Consider the following 26,689-nt stretch of genomic DNA (forward strand, 5'->3'; position numbering starts at 1 on the left):
GGGGCGGCCTCAGGCCTCGCCCGCCGCCTCGCGGCCGTCGTGCTGCCGCTGGCGGTGCTTGCGCATGGACACCTGCGAGCCGCAGCCGGTGCTGCAGTACAGCCCTCCCCCGTTGCGCGTCCGGTCGAAGAAGCCGAAGTGGCACGGCGGGTTCCGGCAGGCCTTGACGCGTGCCCAGTCGCCGCGCTGGGCGAAGGTCGTCACCGCAGCCAGGACGGTGCCGAAGACGCGCGGCGCTCCGTCCTGCGTCGAGGCCAGTTCCACGCCGCCGGCCGTCACCACCGGTGCCAGCGGGTAGAGCGGACCGATGCGCCGGAGGTACTGCTCGGCCCGCAGCAGCGGTTCGCCGAGGCTCTCCTCGTCGCCCGAGTGTGCGAGCAACAGGGTCGCCAAGGCGTCGCGCAGTTCGCGGGCGGCCGCGGCGTCGGCGTCGGTCACCACCGTCTCGCCGCCGAACGAGTCGTGCTCCGCCAGCCATGCCGCGAACGCGTCCCCGTCTGCGAGCAGTTCGGGGTGCCCTCCTCCGTTCGCGCGGGTGTTCACGAACGCGAGGACGGTCTCCACCGTCGGCGCGAGGGGGCGCGGGCTGCTGGGTTCGGGGGATCCGGGTGTCACGGCGGCCATCCTCCCACAGTACATCAGACGGATAGGAGCTAATCCAGGTAGAGCGCAACGCATGAGCCGATCAAGGTTGACTCGTTGCGACCTAAAGCCATACGGTCGCAACATGAATCGAGCTACCAATCCCCGTACCTGGCTGATCACCGGCGCGACGTCCGGCATCGGCCGCGAACTGACCCTGCAAGCACTGGAGAACGGCGACACCGTCTCGGCCCTCGCCCGCGACACCTCCCCCCTGGCGGACCTGGCGCAGGCACACGGTGAGCGCCTCCTCCTCATCCCGGCTGACGTGCGTGACGAACGGGCCGTCATGGCCGCGGTGGAGAGCACGCTCGCCCGGTTCGGCCGGATCGACGTCGTGGCCAACAACGCGGGATACGGGCTGTTCGGGGCCGTCGAGGAGGTCTCCGACACTCAGGCTCGTGCCGTGTTCGACACCAATGTCTTCGGGGTGCTCAACGTGCTCCGCGCGACGCTGCCGGTGTTCCGCGCCCAGCGGTCCGGGCACGTCCTCCAGGGCTCGTCGGTGTACGGGCAGTCCGCCCATCCCGGCGTGGGTCTGCTGGCCGCCACGAAGTACGCGGTCGAAGGGCTGTCGGACGCGCTCGCGGCCGAGGTGGCACCGCTCGGCATCAAGGTCACGATCATCCAGCCCGGGTTCGCCGCGACGCCCTTCCTCGCCAACCTCGATGTCGCGGCCGGCCTCGGCGACTACGACCGGACCGTCCGCGAGGTCCAGAAGGGCATCGGAGAGCTGCCGGCGTCCGCGTTCGCCGATGCGGCGCGGATCGCCGAAGGCATCCGGACCGTGGTCGACAGCCCCAAACCTCCGCTGCGCCTGGCCCTCGGCGCCTCCAGTGCGACGACCATGCGCCCCGCCCTGGAGGCGCGGCTCGCGGAGCTGGACGGCTGGCAGCATCTGACCGAGGCCGTCGACCGGTAGTCCTCGCCACCCGGTCGTGACAGGGGGACGGGTCGAAGCCACTGCAGATGGCTTCGACCCGTCCCCCTGTCCTACCACGAGCCCGCGCTCGCCGACGGGGTGTCAGGTGGTGGCCTGCCGGATGACGTGAAAGCGCTGGGCGACGATCTCGGTGTCGTCGTCGACGGTGAAGTCGGCGCCGAGTTCGGCGCGGACTTCGGGGCCGTGCCAGAAGGACTCGTGGTTGGCGCGCCACTGGGCCACCGTCTCGTCGCCCTCGCCCTCGTCGACCGCATGGCGGAGGTCGACGTCGGCGAGGCGCAGGACGCGGACCTCGGTGAGTTCGATGACGGCCACGCGACGGCCGTCGGAGTCGATGACGGCGGCGCGGTGGCCGGCGCGGGGCAGGGGGTCGCCGGTGGTGGCGTAGTCGACGGCCAGGCCGGTGGTGGTGGTCTTGGCGCCGGAGAGGACGGCGGCGACCAGCTGGTCGCGGAGCGGGCCGGGGAAGGCGAACTCGAAGACGGGGAGAGCGTCGATGTCCATGCCGGGGACGGTAGCTGACGCACCGTCGAGCAGGGTGAGCAGCCGCGCGGCGAACTCGGCCGGGTGGGTGGTGCAGCCCAGGTGGCCGCCGGGGAACTCGGCGACGGGGGCGGGGAGCAGTTCGGCGAGCCGGTGGGCCGGGCCGGTGAGGGCGGGCTGGTCGACCGAGTCGCGGCCGACGGCGAGGACCAGTCGGCCGGCCGCCTTGCGGAGGCCGGGCAGGTCCGGGGCACTGGAGGTGAACGGGACCAGGACGTGTTCCAGGAAGTAGGGGAGATTGGCGTGCATCCGGGTGGCCATCTCCCGGATGGCGGGGGCCAGTTCGGTGGGTGCGGAGGATTCCTCCCGGCGGCCGCCGCCGAGGCCCTCGGCGAAGCGGGCCATGGCGGGGCCGACCCCGGACGTGCGGTGGAGGTCGCGGACCTCGGTGTAGAGGGCGGTGGCGGGCCCGGGGTCGGAGAGCAGGGCGGTGAGGGGCGGTTCGTGGGCCACCACCCGGTGCACGCGGTCGGGGTGACGGGCCGCCAGCATCAGGGCGGTGATGGCGCCGGAGCTGGTGCCGAGCACGTACGCGGGCTCGTCCGGGGAGTGCAGGTCGAGCAGGCGGCGGGCGTCCTCGGCCCACACCTCCACCTGCTGGTCGGCGGCCGGACCGTCGAGCGGGCTGCGGGAGAGGCCGCGCTGGTCGTAGGAGACCACGGTGTAGTGGGTGGCGAGGGTGTCGGCGATGCCCGCGAAGAGGCCGGCGTCGCCCGCGCCACCGGGGATCAGCAGCAGGACCGGGCCGGAGCTGCGGCGTTCGTGGTGGAGGGTGGCGCCGGGTACGGGGAGGAGGGCGGTGGTGGTCACGGGGTGCTCCGGTCGGTGGGGCCGGCCAGCGGGTCGGCGCGTGGTGGAGGGCGTCGAGCCGACGGGCCTCGGGGGCCTCCGCCTCGGTCGGGGAGAGCTGGGGCCGGGCCGAGGGGAGGTGAGGGTCCGTCAGTCGGTGCGGGGGCCGCCGAAGCGGGCCAGGTAGTGCCAGACGCGTTTGAGGGCCTGCGGGTCGTGCTCGCCGGAGCGGGCCGCCTCGCCGAGGACCAGCGGGTCGAGGTGGCCGTCCCGGGCCAGCGCGAGGCCGAGCTCGACGAACTCCGGTCCCCGGTAGTCGGGGTGACGGCGCAGCACCTCGGTGCTCAGCCGCAGGCCCGGGTGGTACTCGACGGGGCAGGGCAGCGCGGCTGCGGCCGCTTCGATGTCGGTGCCCCGGTAGCAGGGGTCGAGGACGAGGGCCTCCACCTCGTGGGCGAGGCGGACGCCGCCGTGGACGTGGGCCTCGACGTAGTCGTCCAGGACGTCCTGGTCGTCCGCCTCGGCCAGCTCGATCAGGGCCATCCGCTCGGCGGTGCCGAAGTGTTCGGGCTCCAGGTAGCTGTCCGGGTAGCAGAAGGTGGTGCGGCCGAGCACCGAGGCGCCCAGGCGGAAGAAGGCGGAGCCGAAGCGCGGGGCGGCGCCGTAGGGGCGGTGGCGGAAGTCGAGGGCGCCGTACACCGGGCGGTCCGCGGCCGGGGCCTGGTCGTACGCGCCGCCGAAGATCCGGCTCTCCCACTTCCAGCGGTCGCCGCCGGGGTGCGCGGTCAGGCCGCCGTTGCCGGTGCCGGTGACGAACTGCGAGTGGTAGCTGCCGTCCTGGGCGAGGGCGGCCAGGATCGGGCGGCCGTCGGCGGTCCGGTCGGGGTGGAAGTTGAGGGTGATCCGCAGGCCGGCGGGGAGGGGCGCGCCCCGGGAGAGCGCGGTGACGTGACGGATCGCCAGGTCGGCGGGGGTGTCCGTCACGCTTCGGCGTCCAGGCTCGCGAGTTCGGCCTCGGTGAGACGGATCGCTCCGGCGGCCACGTTCTGCTCCAGGTGGGCGGGGTTGCCGGTGCCGGGGATGGCCAGCACGTGCGGGCCCTGGGCGAGGGTCCAGGCCAGTCGGATCTGGGCGGGGGTGGCGCCGTGCGCCTCGGCGACGGCGAGGAGTGCGGGGCCGTCGGCGTGTTCGGCTCCGGACTCGGCGCCCTTGCCGGCGATGGCGAAGAACGGGACGAAGGCGACGCCCTGTTCACCGCAGGCGTCGAGCACGGCGCGCTGGGCGGGGGTGGCGCCCAGACCGAAACGGTTCTGCACGCAGACCACCGGGGCGATCTGCCGGGCCTCGGCGAGCTGGGCGGTGTCGGCGTTGGAGAGGCCGAGGTGGCGGATCAGGCCGGCCTCGCGGAGTTCGGCGAGGGCGCCGAAGTGCTCGGCGACCGACGCGCGGCCGTTGGTGCGGTAGTTGACCAGGTCGAGGTGGTCGCGGCCGAGCTGACGGAGGTTCTCCTCGACGTGGCCGCGCAGCTGGTCCGGGCGGGCCCAGTCCAGCCACTCGCCGGTCACGTCGCGGACCGGGCCGACCTTGGTGGAGATCAGGAGGTCGTCCGGGTACGGGGCGAGGGCGCTGTTGATCAGCTCGTTGGCGGAGCGGAGGGTGGAGAAGTAGATGGCGGCGGTGTCGATGTGGTTGACGCCCAGCTCGACCGCGCGGCGGAGCACCGCGAGGGAGCGCGCGCGGTCGCTGGGGGCGCCGAGGTCGAAGGCGGCGCTGCCGGTCAGGCGCATCGCGCCGAAGCCGAGGCGGTGCACGGGGAAGTCGCCGAGGGTCCAGGTACCGGAGGTGGCTGCAGTGATCACCGACGGATGATGCCACGGCGCTCCGCGCAGGTACACGGGGTTTGTTCGCGGGCCACCCTCGAGGACGCGGCATCACTGTCGGGTTTCAGGGGCGCGGGGAACTGCGCGCAGCGGGAGGCACTGACCCGTGTGCCGGGTACGGGCGCTGACGTGCAAGTGGATCTCCGTACCCGACACACGGGTCTTCACCTTCCGCTGCGCGCAGTTCCCCGCGCCCCTGACGCCTACGGCGTCAAACCCTCGATGAGGCGGTCGAGGAGGCGGGTGAAGGTGGCGTCGGGGTCGGCGGGGGACGGGGGTTCGGTGAGGGCGGCGGCGAGTTGGGGGTAGGCGCCGGTGGCGGCCATAGTGGTGAGGTAGCGGAACTGGGCGGCGCCGAACTCGGCCGGGTCGGTCCCCTCCAGGGCGCGGCGTTGGGCCAGTTCGTGGCCGACATGACTCGCCACGAAGCCGCTGACCAGGGCGAAGACCTCGGTACGGGCCGCGCCGGTGAGACCGGTCGGGGCGAGCACGGTCAGGGCGTGCTCCAGGGCGGCCAGGGTGCCGGGGCCGATGGTGCGGCGCTGCGGCAGAGCGGCGACCAGCCAGGGGTGACGGTGCATCAGGGTGCGCTGGGCCTCGGCCATGGCCTGCACGTCGGCCCGCCAGTCGCCGCTCGGGGGCGACGCGGGCAGGGCGCCGGAGACCTGGTCGACCATCAGTTCCAGCAGGGTGTCCTTGTCCGGCACGTAACTGTAGAGCGACATGGTGCCGACCCCGAGCCGGACCGCGACCGCCCGCATGGTGACGGCGGCCAGGCCCTCCTGGTCGGCCAGTTCGACGGCGGCGGCGGTGATCTGCTCCCGGCTGTGCCGGGGCCGTCGGCCGAGCCGGGGCCGGTCCAACCGGTCCGGCGTCAGCCAGAGCCGCTCCGGGTCGATGCCCTCCGCCACGGTCCGCTCCTCTCTCAGGGGTGACTCCCATCCAAGCACTCGCTATTCTCGTACAACGTACGGAAAAGAGGAGGGCCCGCGATGCCCGAGACCACCCACCGCCCGCCCAGGACCGCCCGCCTGGTCCGCCGCACCCAGCGCGGCCTGCCCCCGAAGCGCTTCGAGACCCGGTACCGGCCCGCACTGGAGGTGCCCGCCGCCGACGGCACCGTCCTGCTGACGGACCACCACCTCCCGCTCGGCCCCGGCCCGTTCCCGACCGTGCTGCTCCGCTCCCCCTACGGCCGGGGCTTCCCCTGGGCCCCGCTGTACGGGCTGGCGCTGGCCGAGCAGGGGTTCAACGTGCTGATCCAGAGCTGCCGGGGCACCGGCGGCTCCGGCGGGACCTTCACCCCCTGGCGGGACGAACAGGAGGACGGCCTGGCCACCGTGGACTGGCTGCGCGGGCAGCCCTGGTTCGACGGGGCGCTCGGCACCATCGGCCCCAGCTACCTCGGCTACGTCCAGTGGGCGCTGGCCGCCGACCCGCCGCCGGAGCTGCGCGCCATGGTGGTGCACAACGGCATCCACGACCCGTACGGCTTCTTCCGAACCGGCGGCTCCCCCGGCACCCCGGGCGTGTTCAACCTGGAGAACGCGCTGGTCGCCTCCGTCGGCCTGCTCCACTTCCGGCACGGCTTCGGTGCGCTGATGCGCGCCGCCGCGCGCCTGCAACGCCACCTGCGCGCCGCCACCCGGGGCCTGCCGCTCCGTCAGGCGTACACCGCCGGAACGGGCGGGCCGGCGGACTTCCTGGAGAAGGCCATGGACCATCCGGAGCCGGGCGACCCGTACTGGCACGGCGCCGACCTCGGGTCGGTGGCCGGGCGGACAGCGGTGCCGACGGCGCTGGTCACCGGCTGGTGGGACGTCAACCTCGGGCAGACCCTGCGGCAGTGGGAGCGGCTGGGCGAGGCCGGGGCGCCCCGCTCGCTGCTGGTCGGGCCCTGGACGCACACCTCCACCCTCGGCCCCGGCTGGCCCGAGAGCTTCCGGGAGAGCCTGGCCTGGCTCCGCGCCCACCTGGCCGACGACCCGTCAGGCCTGCGGTCACAGCCGGTCCGGGTACAGACCGGGGACGGCTGGCGGGAGCTGGCCGACTGGCCCCCACCGGGCCGGGAACTGCTGTTCCACCTGGACGGGAGCAGGCTGGCCGAGCGGCCCGGGGCGGAACCGCTGCGCCTGCGGGCCGACCCCGCCGCGCCGGTGCCCTCGGTCGGCGGCGCCCTGCTCTCCCAGCAGGCCGGCCCCCGCCGGGTGGACGCGCTCGGCCGGCGGGACGGGGTGCTGAGCCTGGACACCGAGCCACTCGCCGAGCCGCTCCGGCTGCTCGGCCCGGCCTCTGTCGACCTGCTGGTCGAGTCGGGCCACTTCGACCTGTACGCCCGGCTCTGCGCCGTCGACCCGCGCGGGCGGGCGGTCCACCTCACCGACGGAGTGCTGCGGCTCACCCCCGGCGGCGACCGGCCGGCCGCCCTGACCGTCACCCTGGACCCCACCGGGCACCGCCTCGCCGCCGGGCACCGGCTGCGGCTCCAGCTGAGCCCGGCCCCGCACCCGCGCTACGCCCGCAACTCCGGCACCGGCGAGTCCGACACCACCGCCACCCGGCTGGTCCCGGCCCGCGCCACCCTGCACCCGGGCTCGGTGCTGCGGGTCACCGTGGAGTCCTGAGTCGCCGTCAGCCGCAGGGCCGCCCCGGGGCTCCGCCGTACACCTGGAACCGCTAGCATCGCGCTCCGGACCACCCGTCAGCAGAACAGGATCACCAGCAGATGCGCACCCCCCTCCAGACGACCCCGGCGGGTGCCCGGTGATCGACTGGTTCGAAGCCACCGTCCTCGGACTGATCCAGGGGCTCACCGAGTTCCTGCCGGTCTCCTCCAGCGCCCATCTCCGGGTGTTCTCCGCCCTGTTCGGCTGGGAGGACCCGGGTGCGGCGTTCACCGCCGTGACCCAGCTGGGCACCGAGTCCGCGGTGCTGATCTACTTCCGCAAGGACATCTGGGCGATCATCACCGCCTGGGTCGCCGCGCTCTTCGACAAGAACCGGCGGAGCGACCCGAACGCCCGGCTCGGCTGGTTCGTGATCCTCGGCACGCTGCCGATCGGGATCTTCGGCGTGCTGTTCCAGGACACCATCGAGAGCAGCCTGCGCGACCTGCGCGTGATCGGCACCACGCTGATCCTCTTCGGCGTGATCCTGGCCGTGGCCGACCGGACCCGGGCCGTCCGCAACGCCAAGCCGATCTCCGAGCTCACCCTGCCGCACGCCCTCGGCTACGGCTTCGCCCAGGCGCTGGCGCTGATCCCCGGCGTCTCCCGCTCCGGCGGCACCATCTCGGCCGGCCTCTTCCTCGGCTACAGCCGCGAGGCGGCCGCCCGCTACTCCTTCCTGCTGGCCATCCCCGCGGTGCTGGCCTCCGGCGTGCTGGAGCTCTTCAAGATCGGCGAGGGGCCGGCCCCGGCCTGGGGGCCGACCCTGCTGGCCACCGGCATCGCCTTCGTGGTGGGCTACGCGGCGGTGGCGTGGTTCCTGAAGTACATCTCGCACCACAGCTTCATGCCGTTCGTGGTCTACCGCATCGCGCTCGGCATCCTGATCATCGTCCTGGTGAGCGTCGGGACGCTGACGCCGGACGCGGGTAGCCCCGCGGCGCACTGACGGAGCGTCGGGTGGCGCCGCTCAGCCCTCGCCGGAGCGGCGGCGCCACCAGATCACGCCACCGGTGATCACCAGCAGCGCGACCACGGCACCGATGATCACCGGACCGTTGGAGTCGGCGCCGGTGTCCTTCTCCACGTTCAGGACCACGGCCATGCCGCTGCTCGGAACGGCCGACGGGGAGCCGGCGGGGGTCGGCGTGGGAGACGCCGACGGCGAAGGGGACGGCGTCGCGGTGGCGAGCGGGGTGGCGCCGGGGGCGGCCTTGGCCAGCTTGAGGACGGGGGCCGGGTTCTTCGGCTCGGAGCCGTTCTGCGGGATCTCGATCCAGCGGTCGACCTGGGTGTCGGCGTACATCACCAGGGTCTTGAAGGCGAGCTGCGGCGCGTCCGGCAGCTGACGGACCTTCACCTGGTACTCGGCGGCCTTCCCCGGCGCGAGCGCGGGCCCGCTCACCGAGAAGCCCTCCGCCCCGGGCTTGAGGGCCCACCCCTGCGGCGCCTTCACCAGGCTCACGTCGGCCGGCCCGATGCCCTGCGGGAGCACCACCTGCACCTCGTCGATCCCGGCGGTGTCCGACTCCCCCGCCGCCTTGAACGCCAGCACGGCGTCCACCGCCAGGGCCTGCGCCTGCTGCGAGGTCACCCCGGTGTGGGCGGAGGCCGGGGCGGCGGCGAGGAGCACGGCGGCCAGGGCGGCTATCGGCGCGGCGGCACGGGCGAGGTGACGGTTCACCAGGACATGATGCCAGCTACTGGCGGAGCAACGTTGGGGGTTCGGGGGCGCGGGGAACTGCGGCGCTGCGTTGGTAGTGATCACACCGGGGGCGCGGGGAACTGCGGCGCTGCGTTGGTAGTGATCACACCGGGGGCGCGGGGAACTGCGCGAGGCGGAAGAAAGTGACCCGTGTGCCGGGTACGGAGGCTCACTTGCAAGTGGCTGTCCGTACCCGGCACACGGGTCTGTGTTTTCCGATTCGCGCAGTTCCTCGCGCCCCTGACCGCCCTCCGGGCGGTCCGAGCGCGGTCCGGCGCGGCCCGGAGGGCGGCCCGAGGCGGCGTCAGTGGCCGGTGAGGCGGCTGCGGATGATGGTGTGGACCTCGGCTTCTTCGGCCGGGTCGGCGGCCAGGCGGCGGAGGCGTTCGAGGACGCGGACGTCGCCGGTGGTGGTGACGTGGCGGGCGGCGAGTTCGCGGGTGGCCTCTTCGCAGTCCCAGAGGCACTCGACGGCGATGCCGCGGGCGAAGTACGGGTCGGTCAGGGAGAGGGCTTTCGCGGCCCGGCCGCGCAGCTCCGAGGAGGCGGCCTCGCCGTAGACGTGGCGGAGGGCGGGGACGGCTCCGGCGGCGGCCAGCCGCCCCACACCGTCGACCAAGGTCCCCAGGCCGCTGCCCTCGACCCCTCGGGAGGAGATCCAGCGGCGGAGGCCGGCCACCACCAGGGAGCCGTCGGCGGGCTCACCCGCGTCGGCCAGGAGTTGGACGGCGGACTCGCCGAGCGCGCTGTCGGCTCCGCCGGTGGCGGGGTCGGCCCAGCGGCGGGCGTGCTCCAGGGCGGCCGCGCCGCGCATGCGGCGCAGCTCGGACAGGGCGGAGCCGACGACCCGCTCGTCGACGTCGGCGGCGGCCAGCTCGATCAGGCCGGCCGCCTCGGGATCCTGCTGGTCCACCAGGTAGCGGAGGGCGGCCGTGCGGGCGCCGGGGGCGCCGTCGCGGGCGGCGGTGAGGACGGTGTGGCGGTCCTCGGGGCGGACCACGGCGGCCAGACAGCGGGCGGCGGCGGCGGCGCGGCGCTCGGGTGAGCCGCCGGGCTCGGGCTGGTCGGCCCAGGCCAGGACGTCGCCGGTGCTCCAGCCGGGGGTGACGCCGCTGCGGTTCATCTGGCGTTGCCACAGGTCGAACGGGGACTGCTCGCTCGCGGCGGCGATCCGGGGATGGTGGGCGGCCCAGAGGCGCCAGGGGCGGGGCTCGTAGGCGGCCCGGACGGCGGCTCTGAGGGCGGCGTCGCCCTCGGGGCCGGCCGGGAAGCGGCCCAGCACCGAGGGGGCCAGCGCCAGCAGCGAGCGCTCGTCGTCGTCGCGCAGCGCCAGCTCGTCCAGGGCCCAGGCCCAGTTGCTGCCGGTGGAGACGTAGCTGCGGAGCAGGGTGAGGGCGTCCCGGCGGCCGTATCCGGCCAGGTGGCCGAGGACGGCCAAGGTCAGGCCGGTGCGGCTCTCGTCCGGGTCGAGGGTGTCCTCGACGGAGTGCAGGTGCAGCTCCAGGCCGGTGAGCGGGGCCTCCAGCTCCATGTAGAGCCGGGCGTAGTAGAGGGAACGGTTCTCGACCTGCCAGTCGGACCGGGGATCGGTGGTGACGCAGGTCTCCAAGGCGGCGACCGCCTCGTGACGGTCGGCCGCGAGAGCATGCAGTTGCCCGTCACCACGGCCTCGCTGGAGGAGGCCGAGGAGGCTGGCACTGGGCGCTATCACTGGCTCGAACATGACGTCAGCATCCGTTGCGGCGGTCTAGGTGGCAACGGGATTTCCGTCGCCGGGGGTCTGGAGGGTCGAACAATGGGCGCCCGGGCGCCGGAACCACCGAAGGTTACCGCCTGACCGCCCCTTACGCACACAGGGCCGATCAAGCCATCCCGGGGCCGGGCCGTCCCGACGGATGCCGACGGAAACCTCCACGGGATCCGCACCCACGCGGCGGAGTCTGCCCACCGGGCCGGACGGACCGCCCGTTGACGGTCCGTCCGCTGTCACTCCGTCAGTTCCGGTGGGTGCCCCGGAGCGGCTCAGGCCAGGCCCGGCTCCCGGCGCGGGGCGGGCATAGCGGCCTCGATCTCGGACCTCAGCTCGGCCACCGCCGGCATCGCGCGGTACCGCGCGGTGAGCCGGTACATGGCCCGGAGCCTGTCCCACGTCCGGGTCGAGGAGGTCTGGCCGATGGAGTTGAGCGCCAGCTTGGCGTGGGTGAGGGCGCCCTCGGGCTCGTCGGAGAGCCAGTGCACGGAGGCCAGGGTGATCTCGTCCAGCAGGGTGGAGCGCTCCCGGCCGGTCTTGTGCCGCTGGTCCATCGCCTGCCGGACGTGGTGCTCGGCCCGCCGGGCCCAGCCCGGGTCGTGCTCGGCCAGGGTGCGGTAGACCAGGGCCTGCATGCCGTGCAGCTCGGCCACGTCGAAGGTGGCCATCCAGCTGGGGACCGGCAGGTCGCTGGAGCGGGTGAAGAGCTCCTCGGCCTCGCCGAGCAGGCGCCGGGTGACCTCGGCCCGGCCGAGCGCGGCCTGCGCCCAGGCCTCCACGGTGTGCAGCATCGCCTCGGTCTGCGGGAGCACCAGGCCGCCGGCGCCGGCCCGGGCCATCCGCATCAGTTCGAGGGCGTCGTCGGCCCGGCCCAGGTGGAGCATCTGCCGGGCGGCCCGGGAGACCGCCTCGCCGGCCCGGGGCCGGTCGTCGGCCTCCCGGGCGGCCTGGGCGGCGATCACGAAGTACCGCTGGGCGGTGGGCTCCAGGCCGACGTCGTGCGACATCCAGCCGGCCAGCACCGCCAGGTTGGCGGCCACCAGCCAGAGCCTGCGCTTGGCCTGCGGCCGGATGTCGTGGGTCAACAGGCCGCCGACCTCGTTGAGTTGGCCGACCACCGCCTTGCGCTGGAGGCCACCGCCCCGGGACGCGTCCCAGGCCCGGAACACCTCCACCGAGCGCTCCAGCGCCGCCACCTCGTCGTCCCCCACCGGGCCGGGCTCGTAGACGTCGAGCACCGCTCTGCCGTCGGAGCTGGTCACCATCGTCCGGGGGCCCGGACGTTCGGCCGCGTACGCCACGTCGGCGCCGCGCAGCCAGTCGTAGAGGTTGTCGCCGATGACGGCGCCCGCCGTGAGCGCGGTGCCCGCGCCCACCAGTCCTCGTCGGTTGAGCATGAGGTCCATTCCCGTGAACTCGGTGAGGACCTCGGCCGTGCGATCCGGCTCCCAGGCTGGTTCCTTGCTGCTGCCGGTCCTGGAGGGCCGGTGTCGTTCGAGGCCGAGGTCCTCAGTGGTGACGACACGGCCGAGCCGCTCGGTGAACACGGCAGCCAGTACTCTGGGCACCGGGTCGCGGGGGACCTCCCCCTGCTCGATCCAGCGCCGCACCCGCGAGGTATCGGTGGACAGCTGCTGCTGGCCCATCGCCGCGCCCCGCCGGTTCACCAGCCTCGCCAACTCACCCTTGGACCAGCCGGTCAGGGCGAAGAGGTCGGCGAATCTGGCGTTCGGCCCCTTGCTCACGTGAAGCCCCCAGGATCCTCGGCTGGCACGACAGTAATGGCGCTGGCACATGCCGCGCGACCATTCGCCACGGTTCGCCAGGGTCCGCCAGATGGTGCACCAGTGGCCGCCGGGTGTCAGGTAGAGATGCGCCACCCCGACTACGGGTCGGAGCGCCGAAAACGGCCCAGGGACTGCCCTGACGCACCGTCAACGGCCGTTCCGGGGCCTCATCCGAGGGGGTGGCGCGGCCGGGTGGCGCGCAGGCGCCGGGCATGGCCAGGGCAGGCGAACGGCACGCACTCCCCAGGGTGCGGGCCGGACACCGACCCACCGCTCCGTGCCCGGCGCCTGCGCTCCACCCTCCAGCCCCGGCGGCACCCAGCCGCACCGGGGAGTCCGCAGCAGACACCGGCAGAGGCCAGCCGCCGGCCAGGAAGGGACCCTCACCAGCCCATGTACTCCTCAGCGACCACCGGCACCCCCGCCCAGCCCCGCACCGCGCTGCGTCCCCCCACCGCGGCCGGCGGTCGTCCCGGGCCCGGCCCGGTCCCCATCCGCGACCCCCGCGCCCTCGCCACCGCCCGCGCCCTGCTGCCGCGCCAGACCGACCAGTACGGCAACCGCCCCGGCTCCGAGCGGCTGCTCCGCGGCCGCCCGCTGGAGAGCGGCGCGGACCGCCTCGACCCGGCCGCCCTGCAGACCCCGGCCGTACGGGCCGTCCTCGCCAACATCGCGCGGATATGCCCTGGCTTCCTCCCGCGCCAGGTCCTGCGGGAAGGCAGCCGACACATCATCATCGCCGGCACCATCGGCCGCGCCCCCGTGGTCGCCAAGTGCCTGGCGCCGCAAGCGCTCCGGAGCGAGCACTCGGAGCAGCTGATCGAGCGCTTCCACCACGAGATCGCGGTCTACCGGGCCTTCGTCCGGCACCGTCCGCCGGTCCGCCTCCCCCGGCTGGTGGCCGCCGACCACGACCGCTGCGTCCTGGTCATGGAGCGGGTGCCGGGCCGTCAGGCCGCCCGCGAGCGCCACCCGGTGAACGCGCCCACCCCGGGCGAGCTGCGCGCGGTGCTCGGCTCGATCCGCTCGCTCAACCTCTGGCGGCCGCCGACGGACGTCTTCGGCAAGCCGCTCGACTACCAGCTGGAGATCTCCCGCTACCACTCGGTCGGGCAGCTCACCGACCGGGACGCGGGCGACCTGCGGGCGCTGCTGCACGGGCTCTCCTCGGCCCCGCTCCAGCTCTGCCACGGCGACGCGCTCCTCGGCAACCTGCTGCTCGCGCCCTCCGGGCCGGTGCTGGTCGACTGGGAGCAGGCCGGCTGGTACCTGCCCGGGTACGACCTGGCGGTCCTGTGGAGCGTCCTCTCCGGGGACAGCGCGGCCCGGCGGCAGATCAGCCAGCTCGCGCAGTCCGGCGGGACGGTGGCGCGGGACGCGTTCCTGGTGAACCTGGTGCTGGTCCTGATGCGGGAGATCCGCCTGCACGACGTCCCGGGGGCCGGAGAGGAGCAGCGCATCATGATCCGCCGCCTCTACGACGACGCCGCCCTCGCCCGTCGCGCCGTCCGCACCGCGGTGGGAACCCGCTGACGGGGCGGGACCACATCGGGGTTTAGGGGCGCGGGGAACCGCGCGAGGCGGAAGTACGAGACCCGTGTGCCGGGTACGGAGATTCACTTGCAAGTGAGCGTCCGTACCCGGCACACGGGTCGTCGCGTTCCCCTTCGCGCGGTTCCTCGCGCCCCTGACCCCCTTCGGGGGTTCAGAACAGGCCGTCGGCCAGGTCGTCGAGGGTGGCGTCCTCCGACGGGAGGAGGGTGCGGCCGGTGAGGAGGTCGCGGAGGTGGCGCTCCAAGGGGTGGCGCCGGCTGAGGCCGGGGTTGCCGGTGAGGGTGACGGCCTGTTGGACGGCGGCGGTGGCGGCGCGGTTGATCAGGAGCTGGGCCGCCCCGGTCCGGGCGGCGGCCGAGCGCTCGCCCCGGTCGATCCGGGCGGCCAGGCCGTGCAGGAGTTCCTCGGCGCCCACCAGCGAGGCCTCGATCTCGGCCACCGCGGCGCGGTACCGCGGCAGGGTGGAGAGCGGCTCCGTCAGGTTGGCGGGGGTGCGGCGGCCGAGGAAGGTGACCAGCCACTGCTGGGTGGCCCGGGCCACCCCGAGGTGCACCGCGGAGAGGGCGAGTTCGCGCCAGGCGCGGGCGACCTGTTCGGCGGCCTCCGCCGCCGGGTCGGCCCGGCGGGCGGGCGCCAGGCCCACCACCGCGTCGGCGGCCACCGCGACCTCGCTGAGCTGCACCTCCTGGCCGCCCGCCGCCCGCAGGCCCAACTGGTCCCAGACCGGGTCGAGTTCGATGCCCGGGCTGTCCCCGCGGACCAGGAACCAGCCGGTCCGCGGCACCTCCTCCTCGGTGCCGGCCCGGACCGCCATCCAGGCCAGTGCCTCGGCGCCGGCGCACCAGCCCTTGCGGCCGGTCAGCCGCCAGCCGGAGCCGTCCCGGCGGGCCACCGTGTCGGGGCGCGGACCGGCCTCGCCCGGCAGGGTGTTGAGCAGGGCCGGGCCGCGGCGGGATTCGGTCAGCAGCCGGCGGTAGAGCGCGGCGGGCCAGCCCGCGGTGCGGGCCTGTTCGGCGTGGACCAGCAGGGTGTCGGCGGCGAGCACGGCCACCGAGGCGTCGCCCCGGCCGAGTTGGGCCAGCAGCTGGACGGTGTCGGCCAGCCCGGCGCCTGGTCCGCCGTAGCGGCGGCCGACGGTGAGGGTGAGCAGGCCGGCCTCGTGCACGGCCTCGATGCCCTGGTACGGGAAGGTGGCGTCCCGGTCGTGCTCCTCGGCGCGGGCGGCCAGCAGGTCGACCACGCGGGGCAGGCGGGCGAGGGCGTCCTGGACGGACGGGGTGCCGTCGGTGACGGTCATGGCGGGGTGCCTCCGGGGCGGCTGCGTGGTGCGCGGCGGACTGCGGACGACGCGCCGTCACCCGCTCGGGAGGGCGCGCCAGAGCCTGGGACGCGGCGAGTCCGGAGATTGGCTGTTTTTCGGCCCCCGGGGCACACCGCCGGAGGAGTGACTCCCCCTCAGCCGGCCGGACAGACCGCGCTCGCGGTGCGCCGCAGGTCGAGGTAGCTGCGCCTGGTCAGCAGCGGGCGGGGCGGCATGCCGGTGACTGTACGAAGCATCGAACACGAGCGTCAAGCAAGGACCGGAGGGTGGACCTCCGGACCGTCAGCCCTGCTGGAACATCTCCGCCGGGAGCGGCTTGAGCAGCTGGTACAGGTCGTCCGCGATCGGGCGGTCCCAGGAGGCGATGGTCACCTGGACGCCGTCGCTGCGGCCGAACTGGGCGCAGAACACCCGCTCCTCACTGACCTTCACCTTCCGGACGATCAGCAGGTCGTCTCCGAGCATGACCGGGAAGTCCTCGGCCGAGACGAAGTCGACCGGCTCCTCGTTCTCCAGCGCGGTGAGCAGTTGACGGATCTCGAACGGAACTCCGTCGGCCGCGTCGCGGGCCGGCGAGCCCTCGGGGAGGTTGCCGATGAACATCGCGGGGCCGCGGCCGCCGAACAGGTCGTACCGGAGGAAGATCCCCTGGCAGGCACCGTCCGGGCCGCTCATGATCATGGCGCCGAAGTCACCGGGCCAGTCGCCCGGGTCCATCGCGAGCACGTCGAAGTCCGGGCCCGCGGGGGTGCCGGAGCGGCGGCGGAGAAATGACATGACGCCATCGTACGGTGCGGTCACGCCCTGCTCACGGGGCGGGTGGGCGCTCGGGCCGAGATCCACGCTCAGAGACCAATGTTGACTCTGAGCAACCGTCCGGGCTACGTTCGGTTCAGCACGACAGCCGCTGTGGGCATCGGTCCACCGGGGGGCGGCTTGTCGCAGCGCGCCCACGTGCGCGTTCCTTCACTGCACATAGTCGTGCGACACACCGAACCATCTGCCCAAGCGTTTTCCGCTGTCCACCGACCGTCGAGTAGCGTCAAGCAGAGCAGGAACGACCACAGACCGCACTTCGTTTTTCACACACACAAGCCAGGTTCGCGGGGCCCCGCCCGTCGCAGCTCGCGAACCTGCCCGGTAGACCGCCGCGTGGGGGCGTGCGGATACCGGGCAACCGGCACCGAAGGTCGAGTCGCTCTCGACCCCGGGGCCATCCCTCCCGGCGGCGCGTACCTAGGTACGTCAGGGGTTCACACGGGAGGAGGCCCGGCACTCGTGCCGGACCGCACAGCAGGCGCCGTGCCTGGACGCGTGGGGGCGTTGGGCACGGCGTCTGTCTGCTCATACTGTGAGCTGTTACTTGTCGAACAGTCAACGACTATCCGACCATCAGATTTCTTTCCGGTGCTCCGGGGCCTGCGGCCGCGCTCCCGATCTGACGGAGTGCCGACCCGTCCTGGTACCTGACGGAGTGTCCGCTCAGACCGGGTCGAACTCCCCGTCCCGGGCGCCCAGGACGAAGGCCCGCCACTCGGCCGGCGTGAAGACCAGCACCGGCCCGTCCGGCTCGCGCCCGTCCCGCATCGCGATGTAGCCGTCCACGAAGGCGATCTGCACGTCCCCCGGCCCCTGGCTGCTGGAGAGCCACTCGGCCCCCGTCAGGTCCAGGCTCGGCTTCTTCTCCTCGGTCACTGACATGTCCCCTCTCCCTCTGTCGGACGAAGGCCCAGCGTAGCCAGCACTCCCGGCCCGGGCGGCGCTTGCCGTCAACCCCCGTCCCCCGAGGGGCAGATGAGCCGTTCGGGTGCGGTGTACGGGCGCGCTGTGCTAGGAGCCGCCGCCCGAATGGGGCTGCGCGCGGGCGGCGGCTGCGAGAGGGTTGGTCCCACGACCCGTCAGACCGCGCACCGCGCAGGCCCCGAGGAGCAGCCATGGACCGCCGGGAGGACCCCCGGGCCGATGTGATCCCCATCTCACAGGCCCCCTCCGCCCCGCACCCGGCCCCCGTGGCGGCGGCTCCCCCGCCCCGGCCGGGCGGGCCCGGGCAGGTCGGCCGGGTGGGCGTGGTGCTGGTCTCGCACAGCCAGCGGCTGGCCGAGGCGGTGGCCTCGCTGGCCACCGGGCTGACCAGGAGCGCCGACCCGGCGCCGGTGGCCGCCACCGGCGGGAGCCTGGCGGACGGCCTGGGCACCAGCGCGGTGCTGGTCGCGGCCGCCGCCCGGCGGGTGGACCAGGGGCACGGGGTGGCGGTGCTGGCCGACCTGGGCAGCGCGGTCGGCACCGTACGGGCGCTGCTGGCCGCGGCGGACGAGCACGGCCTGCCCTTCCCCGTCCGGCTGGCCGACGCCCCGTTCGTGGAGGGCGCGGTGGCGGCCGTGGCCACCGCCTCGGCCGGTGGTGACCTGGCCGCCGTGCTGGACGCGGCCGAGGAGATGTACCGCCAACGCAAGCTCTGACGACCGGTCAGCCGTCCCGCGTCCAGGGCGATCTGGGCCGTTCAGGGCACGTGGGCCCGGGTCCGTCGCTACGATGCGGCGCAGTGCGCCCGGGGCGGGAGACCCCGGGCCGACAGGTGGGGGGAGTACGACGCATGAGGGTGGTCGTCACCGGCGGGGCCGGTTTCATCGGGGCCAATCTGGTCCGCGCGCTGCTGGACCGGCCCGAGGTGGCCGAGGTCGCGGCGGTGGACAACCTGAGCACCGGCAGCAAGGCCAACCTGGACGGTGTCGACGTGACACTGTACGAGGGAACCATCCTGGACCCGGCGCTGCTCGACGAGGCCTTCGCCGGGGCCGACGCGGTGGTGCACCTGGCCGCGCTGCCCTCGGTGCCGCGCTCGGTGGCCGATCCGCTGGCCAGCCACCACGCCAACGCGACCGGCACCCTGGAGGTGCTGCAGGCGGCCCGCCGGGCCGGAGTCGGCCACGTGGTCGCCGCCTCCTCGTCCTCGGTCTACGGGGCCAACCGCGAGCTGCCCAAGCGGGAGACCATGCGGACGGCGCCGATGAGCCCGTACGCGGTCAGCAAGCTGGCCACCGAGGCGTACCTGACGGCCTTCCACCACTGCTACGGGCTGGGTGTGCTGCCGCTGCGCTTCTTCAACGTCTTCGGCCCGCTCCAGCCGGCCGGGCACGCCTACGCCGCCGTGGTCCCGGCCTTCCTGGACGCCGCGCTGGCCGGGCGGCCGCTCACCGTGCACGGCGACGGCAGCCAGAGCCGGGACTTCACCTACGTCGGCACCGTCGCCCAGGTGATCAGCGAGGCCGTGGTGCGCAAGGTGGTGCACGCCGACCCGGTCAACCTGGCCTTCGGCACCCGCACCTCGCTGCTCGAACTGATCGGCCTGCTGGGCGAGGTGCTCGGCGAGGCCCCGGCGGTCGAGCACACCGACCCCCGGCCCGGCGACGTCCGCGACTCCCAGGCGGACAACGCCAGGTTGCGCGAGCTGTTCCCCGAGGTCGTGCCGGTGCCGCTGCGGGAGGGGCTGGAGCGCACGGTGGAGTGGTTCCGCACGCTCTGACCGCGCCCCCGGCGGTCCGTCAGGCCGGGTCGCCGGTGCCGGGGGTGAAGGTGAAGGCCGCCTCGGCCTTGCCGGCCAGGGCCAGTTCGAGCCGGTAGCGGACGTAGTCGTCCAGCTCCAACTCCGCCAGCTCGGCCAGGGTGAACCAACGGACCTCCAGGGACTCGTCGTCGTTCACCCTGGCCTCGCCGGAGACGGCGCGGCAGCGGAAGGTCAGATCGAGGTACTGGGCCTGGTCCCCGTTCGGGTAGCTCATCATCGGGGAGACCGTGACGGCGCTGAGCATCTCGGGCTCCGCCACCACGCCGGTCTCCTCGAACACCTCGCGGACCAGCCCCTCCGCGGGCTGCTCCCCCGGGTCGAGGATGCCGCCGACGATCCCCCAACGGCCGGAGTCGCTGCGGCGGTTGAGCAGCACCCGGCCCTCCCCGTCACGCACCACGGCGCCGACACCGGTGAGCCAGAGCGGACGGGTGCCGACGAGGGAGCGCAGCTCCGCCAGGAAGGAAGGAATAGCCATGGGCCGACCCTATGCCGTCCGGGGGTGTGCATGGACTCCCACCCGTCCCCGGAGGGCGTGCGGAACCTGATCGACGGTCAGGCCAGGATCGGTACGGTCGTCCAGGCCGGGACGGTCGGACAGGTCAACCTGGTGGCCCGGCCACAGGCGCGGACCGCGCTGAACGGGCTTCCGCCGAGCGGGCGGGTGTTCGTCGGGCGGGAGCGGGAGCTCGGCCGGCCGGCCGGCGGAGCTGCTCCGGTACGCGGTGGCCCTGGCCTCCGCGACCGGGGACGCCGCGCTCCTGGTCGAACTCGGCCATACCCGGCAGCAGTTCGGCGACCTGCCGGCGACGGTGACGGTCTGGAGCCTCGGGACGACCACCCCGAGCTGCGGGCGCTGATCCCCGAGCTGCGGGAGCACGCGGCGGGGCTGGCCACCCGGGAACGGCTGCGGGCGGAGGAGGCCGCGGCCGGGACCGCCGGGTAGGCCCCGGCCCGCCCGGAACGCCCGGTCTCAGCTGGTCCGCAGCGGGCGGGCCGGGGAGCCGACCACGGTGGTGCCGTCCGGGACGTCCCGGGTGACCACGGCGGCGGCGCCGACGAAGGCCAGCCGGCCGAGCTTGCGGCCCTGGAGCACCACGGCGTTGCTGCCGACGGTGGCGCCGGGCCCGGCGTGCACGGAGCCGGAGACGTTGCCGCCCGGATAGACCGTCACCAGCTCGGTCAGCACGGTGTCGTGGCCGACCGTCGCGTTGTAGTGCACCTGGCTGTGCGGCCCGATCCGGACGTTGCTGGAGACGTACGCCCCGCCCATCACCAGGCAGCCGGGGCCCAGCGTGGTCTCCGGGGCGACGATCGCCCGGGGGTGCACCAGCGTGGCGGCCACGCCGCCGAGGCCGTCCAGCACCGCGGCCAGCCGCTCCCGCACCCCGGGGTCGGCGATGCCGATCAAGTACGGCGCGCCGGGCCGGAGCTGACCGGGCGCCAGCACCGGGAGGCCGCGGACGGTGCCGCCCTGCGCCCGGTCGTCGAGGAATCCGGCCACCGGGACGCCGGCGGCGAGGGCGGTGTCCAGCGCCTCGCGGCCGACGCCGCCGGCTCCGGCGATCCACAGCGGGTCGGTCATCAGGGGTCCTCTCGGGGAACTCGGGGACGTGCGCGGCCGCCTCCGGCGAGGCGGTGCGGCGTGGGAAGGAAGCTACCGCCTCCGGCGGGCACGGCCGTGCCCCGGTGCGCTGAGGGCACCGGGGCACGGGTGACGCTCGGTTGACGCCCGGTCAGGAGGCTTCCTCGACCGGGATGCGCGGGCCGGTGGCCTGCCGGGGCAGGACGATCCGGGTGGTGGTGGTCGCCGGGACGACCGGGGTGGGGAAACCGGGGTTGACGCCGCCGGCGGCCGTGATGCCGGTGGGGCGCAGGAGCATCCGGGCGGTCATGGCCAGGATCCGGACGTCCAGGGCGAGCGAGCGCTTGGCGATGTACTCCAGGTCCAGCTCGATCCGCTGGGGCCAGGTGATGGAGTTGCGGCCCTTGACCTGGGCCCAGCCGGTGAGGCCGGGCCGGATGGCGAGACGGCCGCGCTGCCGCTCGGTGTAGTGGACGACCTGCTCCGGCAGGGTGGGCCGGGGCCCGATCACGCCCATGTCGCCGCGCACCACGTTCCACAGCTGCGGCAGCTCGTCGAGACTGGTCTTGCGGAGCAGGTCCCCGAGTCGGGTGATCCGGGGAGCGTCCGGCTCGTCCGGGTAGCGCATGTCCCTCATGGTGCGGAACTTCAGGATGCTGAACTCCCGGCCGTCCCGGCCGGTCCGGGTCTGACGGAAGATCACCGGGCCGCCCATGGTGCAGCGGATCAGGATCGCGATCACCAGTCCCAGCGGGAGCGCGATGCTCCCCGCCAGTACGGTGACCACGAGGTCCCCCCCTCGTTTCATCTTCTTCTCCCCCAGCGGGTGTGGTGGTGAGGTGGCGTCAGCCGACCGGCCAGGCCAACCGCTTGGCTCTGGCCACCGCGGCGTAGGTCTCGAGCGAGACCCGCGCGACGGCGCGTTGGTCGAACGTGGCCAGGGCGCGGCGACGGGCGGCCGCGCCCAGCTGCTCACGCAGGCCGGGCTCGGTGAGGAGCCGGCCGAGCGCGGTGGTGAGGGCCCGGGCGTCGCCGGGCGGGGTGAGCAGCAGGTGCTCGCCGTGGGTGCCGATCTCCCGGCAGCCGCGGATGTCGCTCAGCACCATCGGCAGGCCGCTGGCGGCGGCCTCCATGGCGGATCGGGAGAACCCCTCCCGGTAGGAGGGGAGTACGAAGACGTCGAGCGCGGCGTAGACCTGCGGCATGTCGGAGCGGCTGCCGAGGAACTCGACGCCCTGCTCCTCCTCGGCCAGCGCGTCCGGCTTGTCCGCGTCCTGCGGGCCGACCCAGACGAACCGGGCCTTTCCGGCCAGTGCGCGGGCCGCCTCGGCGTACTCGACGATGCCCTTCTCGGCCACCCGGCGGCCCACGCCGCCGACCAGCAGCTCGTCGTCCTCGACGCCGAGTCCGGCCCTGATCCGGGCCCGGGCGGCCGGGTCGTCGCCGAACCGGGAGAGGTCCACGCCGTTGCCCACCACCCGGGAGCGGCGGGCCGGGACGGCGCGGGCGAGGGTCTTGCGGTCCTCGCCGTTCTGGTAGAGCTCGGCGTGCGAGAAGCGGGCCGCGAAGGCCTCGGCGCCGAGCACGAAGGCCCGCTTGGCGATCGGGTCGTGGGCCTGGGCCCAGAGGCCGTGGCAGGTGTTGACCACCACGGGGACCCCGGCGAGTCGGCCGAGCACGCGGCCCATGACGCCGGTCTTGGGGTTGTGGGTGTGCAGCACGTCGGGCTCGATCCGGCGCAGCACCGCGAGCAGTTCGCGGGCGGCGGCCAGGTCCGCCTTGGGCTCCCAGGCGCGGGTCAGCGCGTGCAGCGGCTCGTGGCGGACGCCGATCGCGGTGAGCTGCTCGACGTAGGGGCCGGGGGCGCTGATGCCGTAGGTCTCGAAGCCGGCCTCCAGGTCCACCTTGAGCTCGGTGGCCAGCAGCAGCTGGAGGCTCATGTCGACGGTGGTGAGGTGGGCGACCCTCAGCGGGCGGCCGTGCGGGCCGCGCAGGCGGGGTGACAGGGCGTCAGGCACGGGCGCCGACCTTCTTCGCGGTGGCCACGATCCGGGCGTAGGCCCGTTCGGGTATCAGGCGGCCGTAGAGCTTGGCCCGGTAGAAGTCGATCGGGTCGGTGCGCCGGACCGGCACCCGGCAGAACCGGGCCGGGTCGAAGCCGGGCAGGTTGCGGCCGACCTGGCCGGTGGCCGAGGTGCGGAAGCGGGCCCGCAGGGCGGCGTCCAGGTGCGGGACGGGCACGCCCCAGGTGTAGGCGAAGTGCTTCGGCCGGACGCCGAGGCGCTCCTCGATGTCGTCGTTGCACCCGTCCAGCTCGTCGGTGGAGAGCAGCTCGGGACGGACGTGGGTGCGGGTGTGGTTGGCCACCGTGCACAGGCCGGAGGCGGTCAGCTCGCGCAGCTGGTCCCAGCTCAGCCCGGCCGCGCCGGTCTCCTTGGCGGTGGAGCCCTCCCAGCGCATCGGGCCGCCGACCTGGCCGCTGGCCAGGTAGATGGTGAAGGGCAGGCCGCGCTCCCGGAGCAGCGGCCAGGCGTTCTCGTACACGTCGGCGAAGCCGTCGTCGAAGGTGATCACCGTGCTGGGGCTCCGGCGGCCGGCCGCGAGCCGGTCGGCGGCCTCGTCCAGGCCGACCACCCGGCCGGGCGGCAGCTCGGCCAGCAGGTCCATCTGCGCGGTGAAGTCGGCCGTGGCGACGTCGAGTTCGTCGCTGGAGCCGCCACCGACCCGGTGGTAGATCAGCACCGTGGCGCCTTCGCCGGGGACGGCCCCGGCTGCCCGCGCCAACTGCTGTTTCACCCTGCCCCGGATGCCTCCGGACACGGCACTGCCCACCATCGTTCCCCCCTCGGTGCCACCCTCCCCGGCGGCACAAGTGGCCTTGCGCCCGGCAGCGGTCGGCTGCCGGGCGAGCCCAGACTAGGGGGATGCGTGGGGCTGGTGCCGGGAACTTGTGAAAGAAAAGGGAAGGTAGGCCGAAAATCGGCCGGTCCGATCACAATCCGGCACCCGGCCGTACCGGAGGTGTCACGGTGTGCCCGGCGTCCGTGCGTGGACGCGTCAGAGCGCGGTGCGGCCGTGCGGGCGGAGGCGGGCGACGGCGACCCGGGCCAGCAGCAGGACCCCGGTGGCCAGGCAGCCGGCCACCGCCATCACCCAGGCCGGGCCGTCGCTGTCCGGGACCAGCACGGCGGTGACGATGCCCATCGCGATGCAAGCCGCGCCGACGGCGGTCAGCGGGAGCTGGTGGCGGTGCAGGGCGGCACCACCGAACAGCCTGGCCGCCGCGCCGTCATGATCACGTTCCGTCTCGCTCATGCCACCCAAGGTATACCCGCCGGCCGGCGGACGGGAGCCGGGGAACACGCTCCCGGCGCACTCCCGCACGCCCCGGGTACCCTCCGCGCGCTGCCGCGAAATCTTGCCGAAGGCCGTACAACCATCGGTGGCCGTCGGCCGTCTCCACTACATTGAACGATCCAGATCCAGGCCCGCCCGTGCGGTCCGCCGGGTGCCCACACACCCGGCGGTCGCAGGTGCGGGCCGAGCAGTACGCCGGGCAGTCCGGCACCCGGCGGGGCGCGTGCAGGAGCAGCGTCCGAGACGTTCCCGCCGGTTGCCGGCCGTCCGGTCAGCGATGCAGGCCGACCGTGGCCCGGGTTGGGAGTCCCCACCACGGTCGGCCGGGCCGAGGGCGGCGCCGCCGCGCCACGGCAGCCGGGGCACGGTCAGGGCGCCCCGGTGGTACCGCCACGCCGCACCGGCGACCGAGGGGGGCCCAGTGCCGCAGTCCGACACCACTGTCACCACCATGACCAGCCGTCCCACCGACAGCACACCGTCCGTGACCGTCCCTGCCGTTCCCGCCACCGACGGCACCGACGGCCCGGCCGACCGCGACCGCGGCGGCTGGCTGCGCTTCTCACCCGCCCAGCCGCTGTTCCGCGCCCGCGCCGCCCAGCGGCTCGCCGTGCTCGCCTACCACGGGGTGACCGACCCCGGCTCCTTCGGCGCCCAGCTCGACCGGCTGCGCCGGCTGGCCACCCCGGTCTCGCTCCAGGACGTCGAGCGCTCGATCGCCGAGGGGCGCCCGCTGCCGCCCCGCTCGGTGCTCATCACCTTCGACGACGCCGACCGCACCGTGCTCACCCACGCCCTTCCCGAGCTGACGGCCCGTGGGATCCCGGCCGCCGCCTTCGTGATCGCCGAGCTGATCGGCACCGAGCGCCCCTTCTGGTGGCACGAGGCCGCCTTCCTGGCCCGCAACGGCGGCCAGGCCCGCTCGCTGCGCAGCCTGGCCCGGCCGGACCAGCTGCTCGCCCGCCTGAAGACCCTGCCCGACCCGGACCGGCGGCGCAGCCTCGCCGAGCTGCGGGTCAGCGCCCACCGGCGGCCGCCGGGGCAGCAGCAGCTCTCCCCCGCGGACCTGCGGGCGCTGAGGGACGGTCAGGTGGCGATCGGCAACCACACGCTGGGGCACCCGTGCCTCAGCCAGTGCGACGACGCCACCGTGGACGCGGAGATCACCGGCGCCCACCGGGCCCTCAGCGGCTGGCTCGGCGAGGCACCGACCGCCTTCGCCTACCCGAACGGCGGCTACGACCCCCGCGCCGACACCCTGCTCCGCCAGCTCGGCTACCGCCTCGGCTTCCTCTCCGACCACCGCCTGGGGCCCCGGCTCCCCGAGCACCCCCTCCGGATCAGCCGCCTCCAGGTCGACTGCACCACCAGCGCCCGCCGCTTCGACACCATCCTGTCGGGGCTGGAGCCGGCCGTGCAGCGCCTCTGCGGCAGACCTGCGGTCGCCGACTGACGGGGCACATGCCCGGCAGGGCAGCGCCCCAGGGGCGCGAGGCTCTGCTGATTTGCGGCTCCGCCGCGGGGCGCGAAGGGGCAGACCTTGCCGGGCACGGCACTAGTTGCAGGTGAGCCGCCTACCGCTGCGCGCGGTTCCCCGCGCCCCCGGATTTACCATGGGCGGGTTGTCCTGTCGTGTTGTTGTGCTGGGAGTGCGTCCGTGGTGTCCGAGAGCCTTGAGCTGGTGTCCGACTGTGCGAACTGTTTCGGGCTGTGCTGTGTGGCCCTGCCGTTCGCGAAGTCGGCGGACTTCGCGGTGAACAAGCCCGCCGGGACGCCGTGCCGGAACCTCCAGGAGGACTTCCGGTGCGGGATCCACACCAAGCTGCGGGGCTCGGGCTTCACCGGCTGCACCGTCTTCGACTGCCTCGGGGCCGGCCAGAAGGTCTCCCAGCTGACCTACGGCGGCCGGAGCTGGCGGGAGGACCCGTCGAGCGCCGCCGAGATGTTCGAGGTGTTCCCGGTGGTGCGGCAGCTGCACGAGCTGCTGCGGTACCTGACCGAGGCCGCCGCGCTGCCCCGGCTGGGCGCCGTACGGGCCGAGCTGGAGGCGGAGCTGGCGGAGGTCGGCGGGCTGACCAGGGGGACGCCGGCCGAGGTGCTGGCGGTGGACGTGCCGACGGTGCGTCAGCGGGTCAGCGAGACGCTGCTGCGCGCCAGTGAGCTGTACCGGGCCGCCGTGCCCGGCAAGAAGCGCAACCACCGGGGTGCCGACCTGATCGGGGCCCGCCTGGCGGAGGCCAAGCTCCGGGGTGCCAACCTGCGCGGCGCCTACCTGATCGCGGCGGACCTGCGGAAGGCGGACCTGCGCGAGGCGGACCTGATCGGCGCCGACCTGCGGGACGCCAACCTGGCGGGGGCGGACCTGACGGGTGCTCTGTTCCTGACGCAGTCCCAGCTGAACGCCGCCCGGGGCGACGCCGCCACCGCCCTCCCGGCCGGTCTGGAGCGCCCGGCGCACTGGGGCTGAGCGCCCTCGGCCCCCGTGCGGGGGCCGAGGAACGCCGTCAGGGGGTGAGCCTGTTCGGCCCCCGGAACAGGAAGACCGCCTCGCGGATCGACTCCAGGCCCAGCATCACCATCAGCAGCCGGGCCAGCCCGGCGC

The 26,689-nt window shown here is 74.2% G+C and carries 26 protein-coding genes; 9 read left to right on the top strand and 17 right to left on the bottom strand.

Going from position 1 to position 26,689, the window contains the following annotated elements; genetic code table 11:
* Positions 1–9: 9 nt before the first annotated feature.
* Positions 10–624 (bottom strand): CGNR zinc finger domain-containing protein, encoded by a 615-nt coding sequence (locus tag ACZ6ZR_RS28020; protein ID WP_465646893.1) that lies wholly within the window; start codon positions 622–624, stop codon positions 10–12.
* 52 nt (positions 625–676) lie between these two features.
* Between ACZ6ZR_RS28020 and ACZ6ZR_RS28025 the strand changes: the two genes are divergently transcribed.
* Positions 677–1,564, top strand: a complete 888-nt coding sequence (locus ACZ6ZR_RS28025; protein ID WP_465646895.1) for an SDR family NAD(P)-dependent oxidoreductase — start codon at positions 677–679, stop codon at positions 1,562–1,564.
* A 102-nt stretch (positions 1,565–1,666) separates the two neighbouring features.
* Here the strand turns inward: ACZ6ZR_RS28025 and ACZ6ZR_RS28030 are convergent, their stop codons facing one another.
* The 4 genes from ACZ6ZR_RS28030 to ACZ6ZR_RS28045 all read right to left on the bottom strand — a co-directional run bounded on the left by ACZ6ZR_RS28030 (position 1,667) and on the right by ACZ6ZR_RS28045 (position 5,708).
* Positions 1,667–2,938 (bottom strand): alpha/beta fold hydrolase, encoded by a 1,272-nt coding sequence (locus ACZ6ZR_RS28030; protein ID WP_465646897.1) that lies wholly within the window; start codon positions 2,936–2,938, stop codon positions 1,667–1,669.
* Between the two features lie 129 nt (positions 2,939–3,067).
* On the bottom strand, positions 3,068–3,901 hold the full coding sequence (locus tag ACZ6ZR_RS28035) for a DUF3626 domain-containing protein (protein ID WP_465646899.1): 834 nt from the start codon (positions 3,899–3,901) through the stop codon (positions 3,068–3,070).
* Complete coding sequence (locus tag ACZ6ZR_RS28040; protein ID WP_465646901.1) at positions 3,898–4,776, bottom strand: aldo/keto reductase; 879 nt, start codon at positions 4,774–4,776, stop codon at positions 3,898–3,900. The genes ACZ6ZR_RS28035 and ACZ6ZR_RS28040 overlap by 4 nt, the downstream gene beginning before the upstream one ends.
* 224 nt (positions 4,777–5,000) lie before the next feature.
* Complete coding sequence (locus ACZ6ZR_RS28045) at positions 5,001–5,708, bottom strand: TetR/AcrR family transcriptional regulator (RefSeq protein ID WP_465646903.1); 708 nt, start codon at positions 5,706–5,708, stop codon at positions 5,001–5,003.
* Between the two features lie 81 nt (positions 5,709–5,789).
* Between ACZ6ZR_RS28045 and ACZ6ZR_RS28050 the strand changes: the two genes are divergently transcribed.
* Positions 5,790–7,421 carry a CocE/NonD family hydrolase gene (locus tag ACZ6ZR_RS28050; RefSeq protein WP_465646905.1) on the top strand — a complete coding sequence of 544 codons (1,632 nt, stop codon included), beginning with the start codon at positions 5,790–5,792 and terminating at the stop codon, positions 7,419–7,421.
* A gap of 142 nt (positions 7,422–7,563) precedes the next feature.
* Positions 7,564–8,412: an undecaprenyl-diphosphate phosphatase gene (locus ACZ6ZR_RS28055; protein WP_465646940.1), complete on the top strand. Its 849-nt coding sequence runs from the start codon at positions 7,564–7,566 to the stop codon at positions 8,410–8,412.
* Between the two features lie 21 nt (positions 8,413–8,433).
* Here the strand turns inward: ACZ6ZR_RS28055 and ACZ6ZR_RS28060 are convergent, their stop codons facing one another.
* The 3 genes from ACZ6ZR_RS28060 to ACZ6ZR_RS28070 all read right to left on the bottom strand — a co-directional run bounded on the left by ACZ6ZR_RS28060 (position 8,434) and on the right by ACZ6ZR_RS28070 (position 12,663).
* The gene (locus ACZ6ZR_RS28060; RefSeq protein ID WP_465646907.1) at positions 8,434–9,147 is read right to left on the bottom strand and encodes a DUF1775 domain-containing protein; all 714 of its coding nucleotides are present in this window, start codon (positions 9,145–9,147) and stop codon (positions 8,434–8,436) included.
* Between the two features lie 325 nt (positions 9,148–9,472).
* Positions 9,473–10,891: a HEAT repeat domain-containing protein gene (locus ACZ6ZR_RS28065; protein ID WP_465646909.1), complete on the bottom strand. Its 1,419-nt coding sequence runs from the start codon at positions 10,889–10,891 to the stop codon at positions 9,473–9,475.
* Between the two features lie 299 nt (positions 10,892–11,190).
* Positions 11,191–12,663 carry a DNA-binding protein NsdB gene (locus ACZ6ZR_RS28070; protein WP_465646911.1) on the bottom strand — a complete coding sequence of 491 codons (1,473 nt, stop codon included), beginning with the start codon at positions 12,661–12,663 and terminating at the stop codon, positions 11,191–11,193.
* Positions 12,664–13,098: 435 nt separating this feature from the next.
* Here ACZ6ZR_RS28070 and ACZ6ZR_RS28075 point away from each other — a divergent pair, with 435 nt between their 5' ends.
* Positions 13,099–14,238, top strand: coding sequence for an aminoglycoside phosphotransferase family protein (locus ACZ6ZR_RS28075; protein WP_465646913.1), 1,140 nt, complete (start codon positions 13,099–13,101; stop codon positions 14,236–14,238).
* Positions 14,239–14,410: 172 nt separating this feature from the next.
* Here ACZ6ZR_RS28075 and ACZ6ZR_RS28080 read toward each other — a convergent pair whose 3' ends face one another.
* From ACZ6ZR_RS28080 to ACZ6ZR_RS28090, 3 genes are all read right to left on the bottom strand, one after another.
* Complete coding sequence (locus ACZ6ZR_RS28080) at positions 14,411–15,556, bottom strand: acyl-CoA dehydrogenase family protein (protein WP_465646915.1); 1,146 nt, start codon at positions 15,554–15,556, stop codon at positions 14,411–14,413.
* A gap of 306 nt (positions 15,557–15,862) precedes the next feature.
* Complete coding sequence (locus tag ACZ6ZR_RS28085) at positions 15,863–16,357, bottom strand: hypothetical protein (protein ID WP_402302554.1); 495 nt, start codon at positions 16,355–16,357, stop codon at positions 15,863–15,865.
* A gap of 705 nt (positions 16,358–17,062) precedes the next feature.
* Positions 17,063–17,281 (bottom strand): DUF397 domain-containing protein, encoded by a 219-nt coding sequence (locus tag ACZ6ZR_RS28090; protein ID WP_465646917.1) that lies wholly within the window; start codon positions 17,279–17,281, stop codon positions 17,063–17,065.
* A 308-nt stretch (positions 17,282–17,589) separates the two neighbouring features.
* Between ACZ6ZR_RS28090 and ACZ6ZR_RS28095 the strand changes: the two genes are divergently transcribed.
* Positions 17,590–18,039, top strand: a complete 450-nt coding sequence (locus tag ACZ6ZR_RS28095; RefSeq protein ID WP_465646942.1) for a PTS-dependent dihydroxyacetone kinase phosphotransferase subunit DhaM — start codon at positions 17,590–17,592, stop codon at positions 18,037–18,039.
* A gap of 134 nt (positions 18,040–18,173) precedes the next feature.
* A complete protein-coding gene (locus ACZ6ZR_RS28100; protein ID WP_465646919.1) occupies positions 18,174–19,103 on the top strand; it encodes an NAD-dependent epimerase/dehydratase family protein in 930 nt (309 codons plus the stop codon).
* Between the two features lie 19 nt (positions 19,104–19,122).
* On the opposite strand, the gene ACZ6ZR_RS28105 is transcribed toward ACZ6ZR_RS28100, so the two are convergent.
* Complete coding sequence (locus tag ACZ6ZR_RS28105) at positions 19,123–19,623, bottom strand: NUDIX hydrolase (protein WP_465646921.1); 501 nt, start codon at positions 19,621–19,623, stop codon at positions 19,123–19,125.
* 30 nt (positions 19,624–19,653) lie between these two features.
* Between ACZ6ZR_RS28105 and ACZ6ZR_RS28110 the strand changes: the two genes are divergently transcribed.
* A complete protein-coding gene (locus ACZ6ZR_RS28110) occupies positions 19,654–20,091 on the top strand; it encodes a hypothetical protein (RefSeq protein ID WP_465646923.1) in 438 nt (145 codons plus the stop codon).
* Positions 20,092–20,118: 27 nt separating this feature from the next.
* On the opposite strand, the gene ACZ6ZR_RS28115 is transcribed toward ACZ6ZR_RS28110, so the two are convergent.
* The 5 genes from ACZ6ZR_RS28115 to ACZ6ZR_RS28135 form a co-directional block, all read right to left on the bottom strand.
* Positions 20,119–20,730 (bottom strand): acetyltransferase, encoded by a 612-nt coding sequence (locus tag ACZ6ZR_RS28115; RefSeq protein WP_465646925.1) that lies wholly within the window; start codon positions 20,728–20,730, stop codon positions 20,119–20,121.
* A 151-nt stretch (positions 20,731–20,881) separates the two neighbouring features.
* Positions 20,882–21,538, bottom strand: a complete 657-nt coding sequence (locus tag ACZ6ZR_RS28120; protein ID WP_465646927.1) for a sugar transferase — start codon at positions 21,536–21,538, stop codon at positions 20,882–20,884.
* 37 nt (positions 21,539–21,575) lie between these two features.
* A complete protein-coding gene (locus ACZ6ZR_RS28125; RefSeq protein WP_465646929.1) occupies positions 21,576–22,748 on the bottom strand; it encodes a glycosyltransferase in 1,173 nt (390 codons plus the stop codon).
* Positions 22,741–23,526: a polysaccharide deacetylase family protein gene (locus ACZ6ZR_RS28130; RefSeq protein ID WP_465646931.1), complete on the bottom strand. Its 786-nt coding sequence runs from the start codon at positions 23,524–23,526 to the stop codon at positions 22,741–22,743. The genes ACZ6ZR_RS28125 and ACZ6ZR_RS28130 overlap by 8 nt, the downstream gene beginning before the upstream one ends.
* Before the next feature lie 261 nt (positions 23,527–23,787).
* Positions 23,788–24,045, bottom strand: coding sequence for a hypothetical protein (locus ACZ6ZR_RS28135; RefSeq protein ID WP_465646932.1), 258 nt, complete (start codon positions 24,043–24,045; stop codon positions 23,788–23,790).
* Between the two features lie 493 nt (positions 24,046–24,538).
* Between ACZ6ZR_RS28135 and ACZ6ZR_RS28140 the strand changes: the two genes are divergently transcribed.
* Both ACZ6ZR_RS28140 and ACZ6ZR_RS28145 read left to right on the top strand, forming a co-directional pair.
* On the top strand, positions 24,539–25,540 hold the full coding sequence (locus tag ACZ6ZR_RS28140) for a polysaccharide deacetylase family protein (protein ID WP_465646934.1): 1,002 nt from the start codon (positions 24,539–24,541) through the stop codon (positions 25,538–25,540).
* A 174-nt stretch (positions 25,541–25,714) separates the two neighbouring features.
* On the top strand, positions 25,715–26,554 hold the full coding sequence (locus ACZ6ZR_RS28145; protein WP_465646944.1) for a pentapeptide repeat-containing protein: 840 nt from the start codon (positions 25,715–25,717) through the stop codon (positions 26,552–26,554).
* Positions 26,555–26,689 lie beyond the last annotated feature (135 nt).

It is taken from the genome of Kitasatospora sp. NPDC088742 (assembly GCF_055584905.1).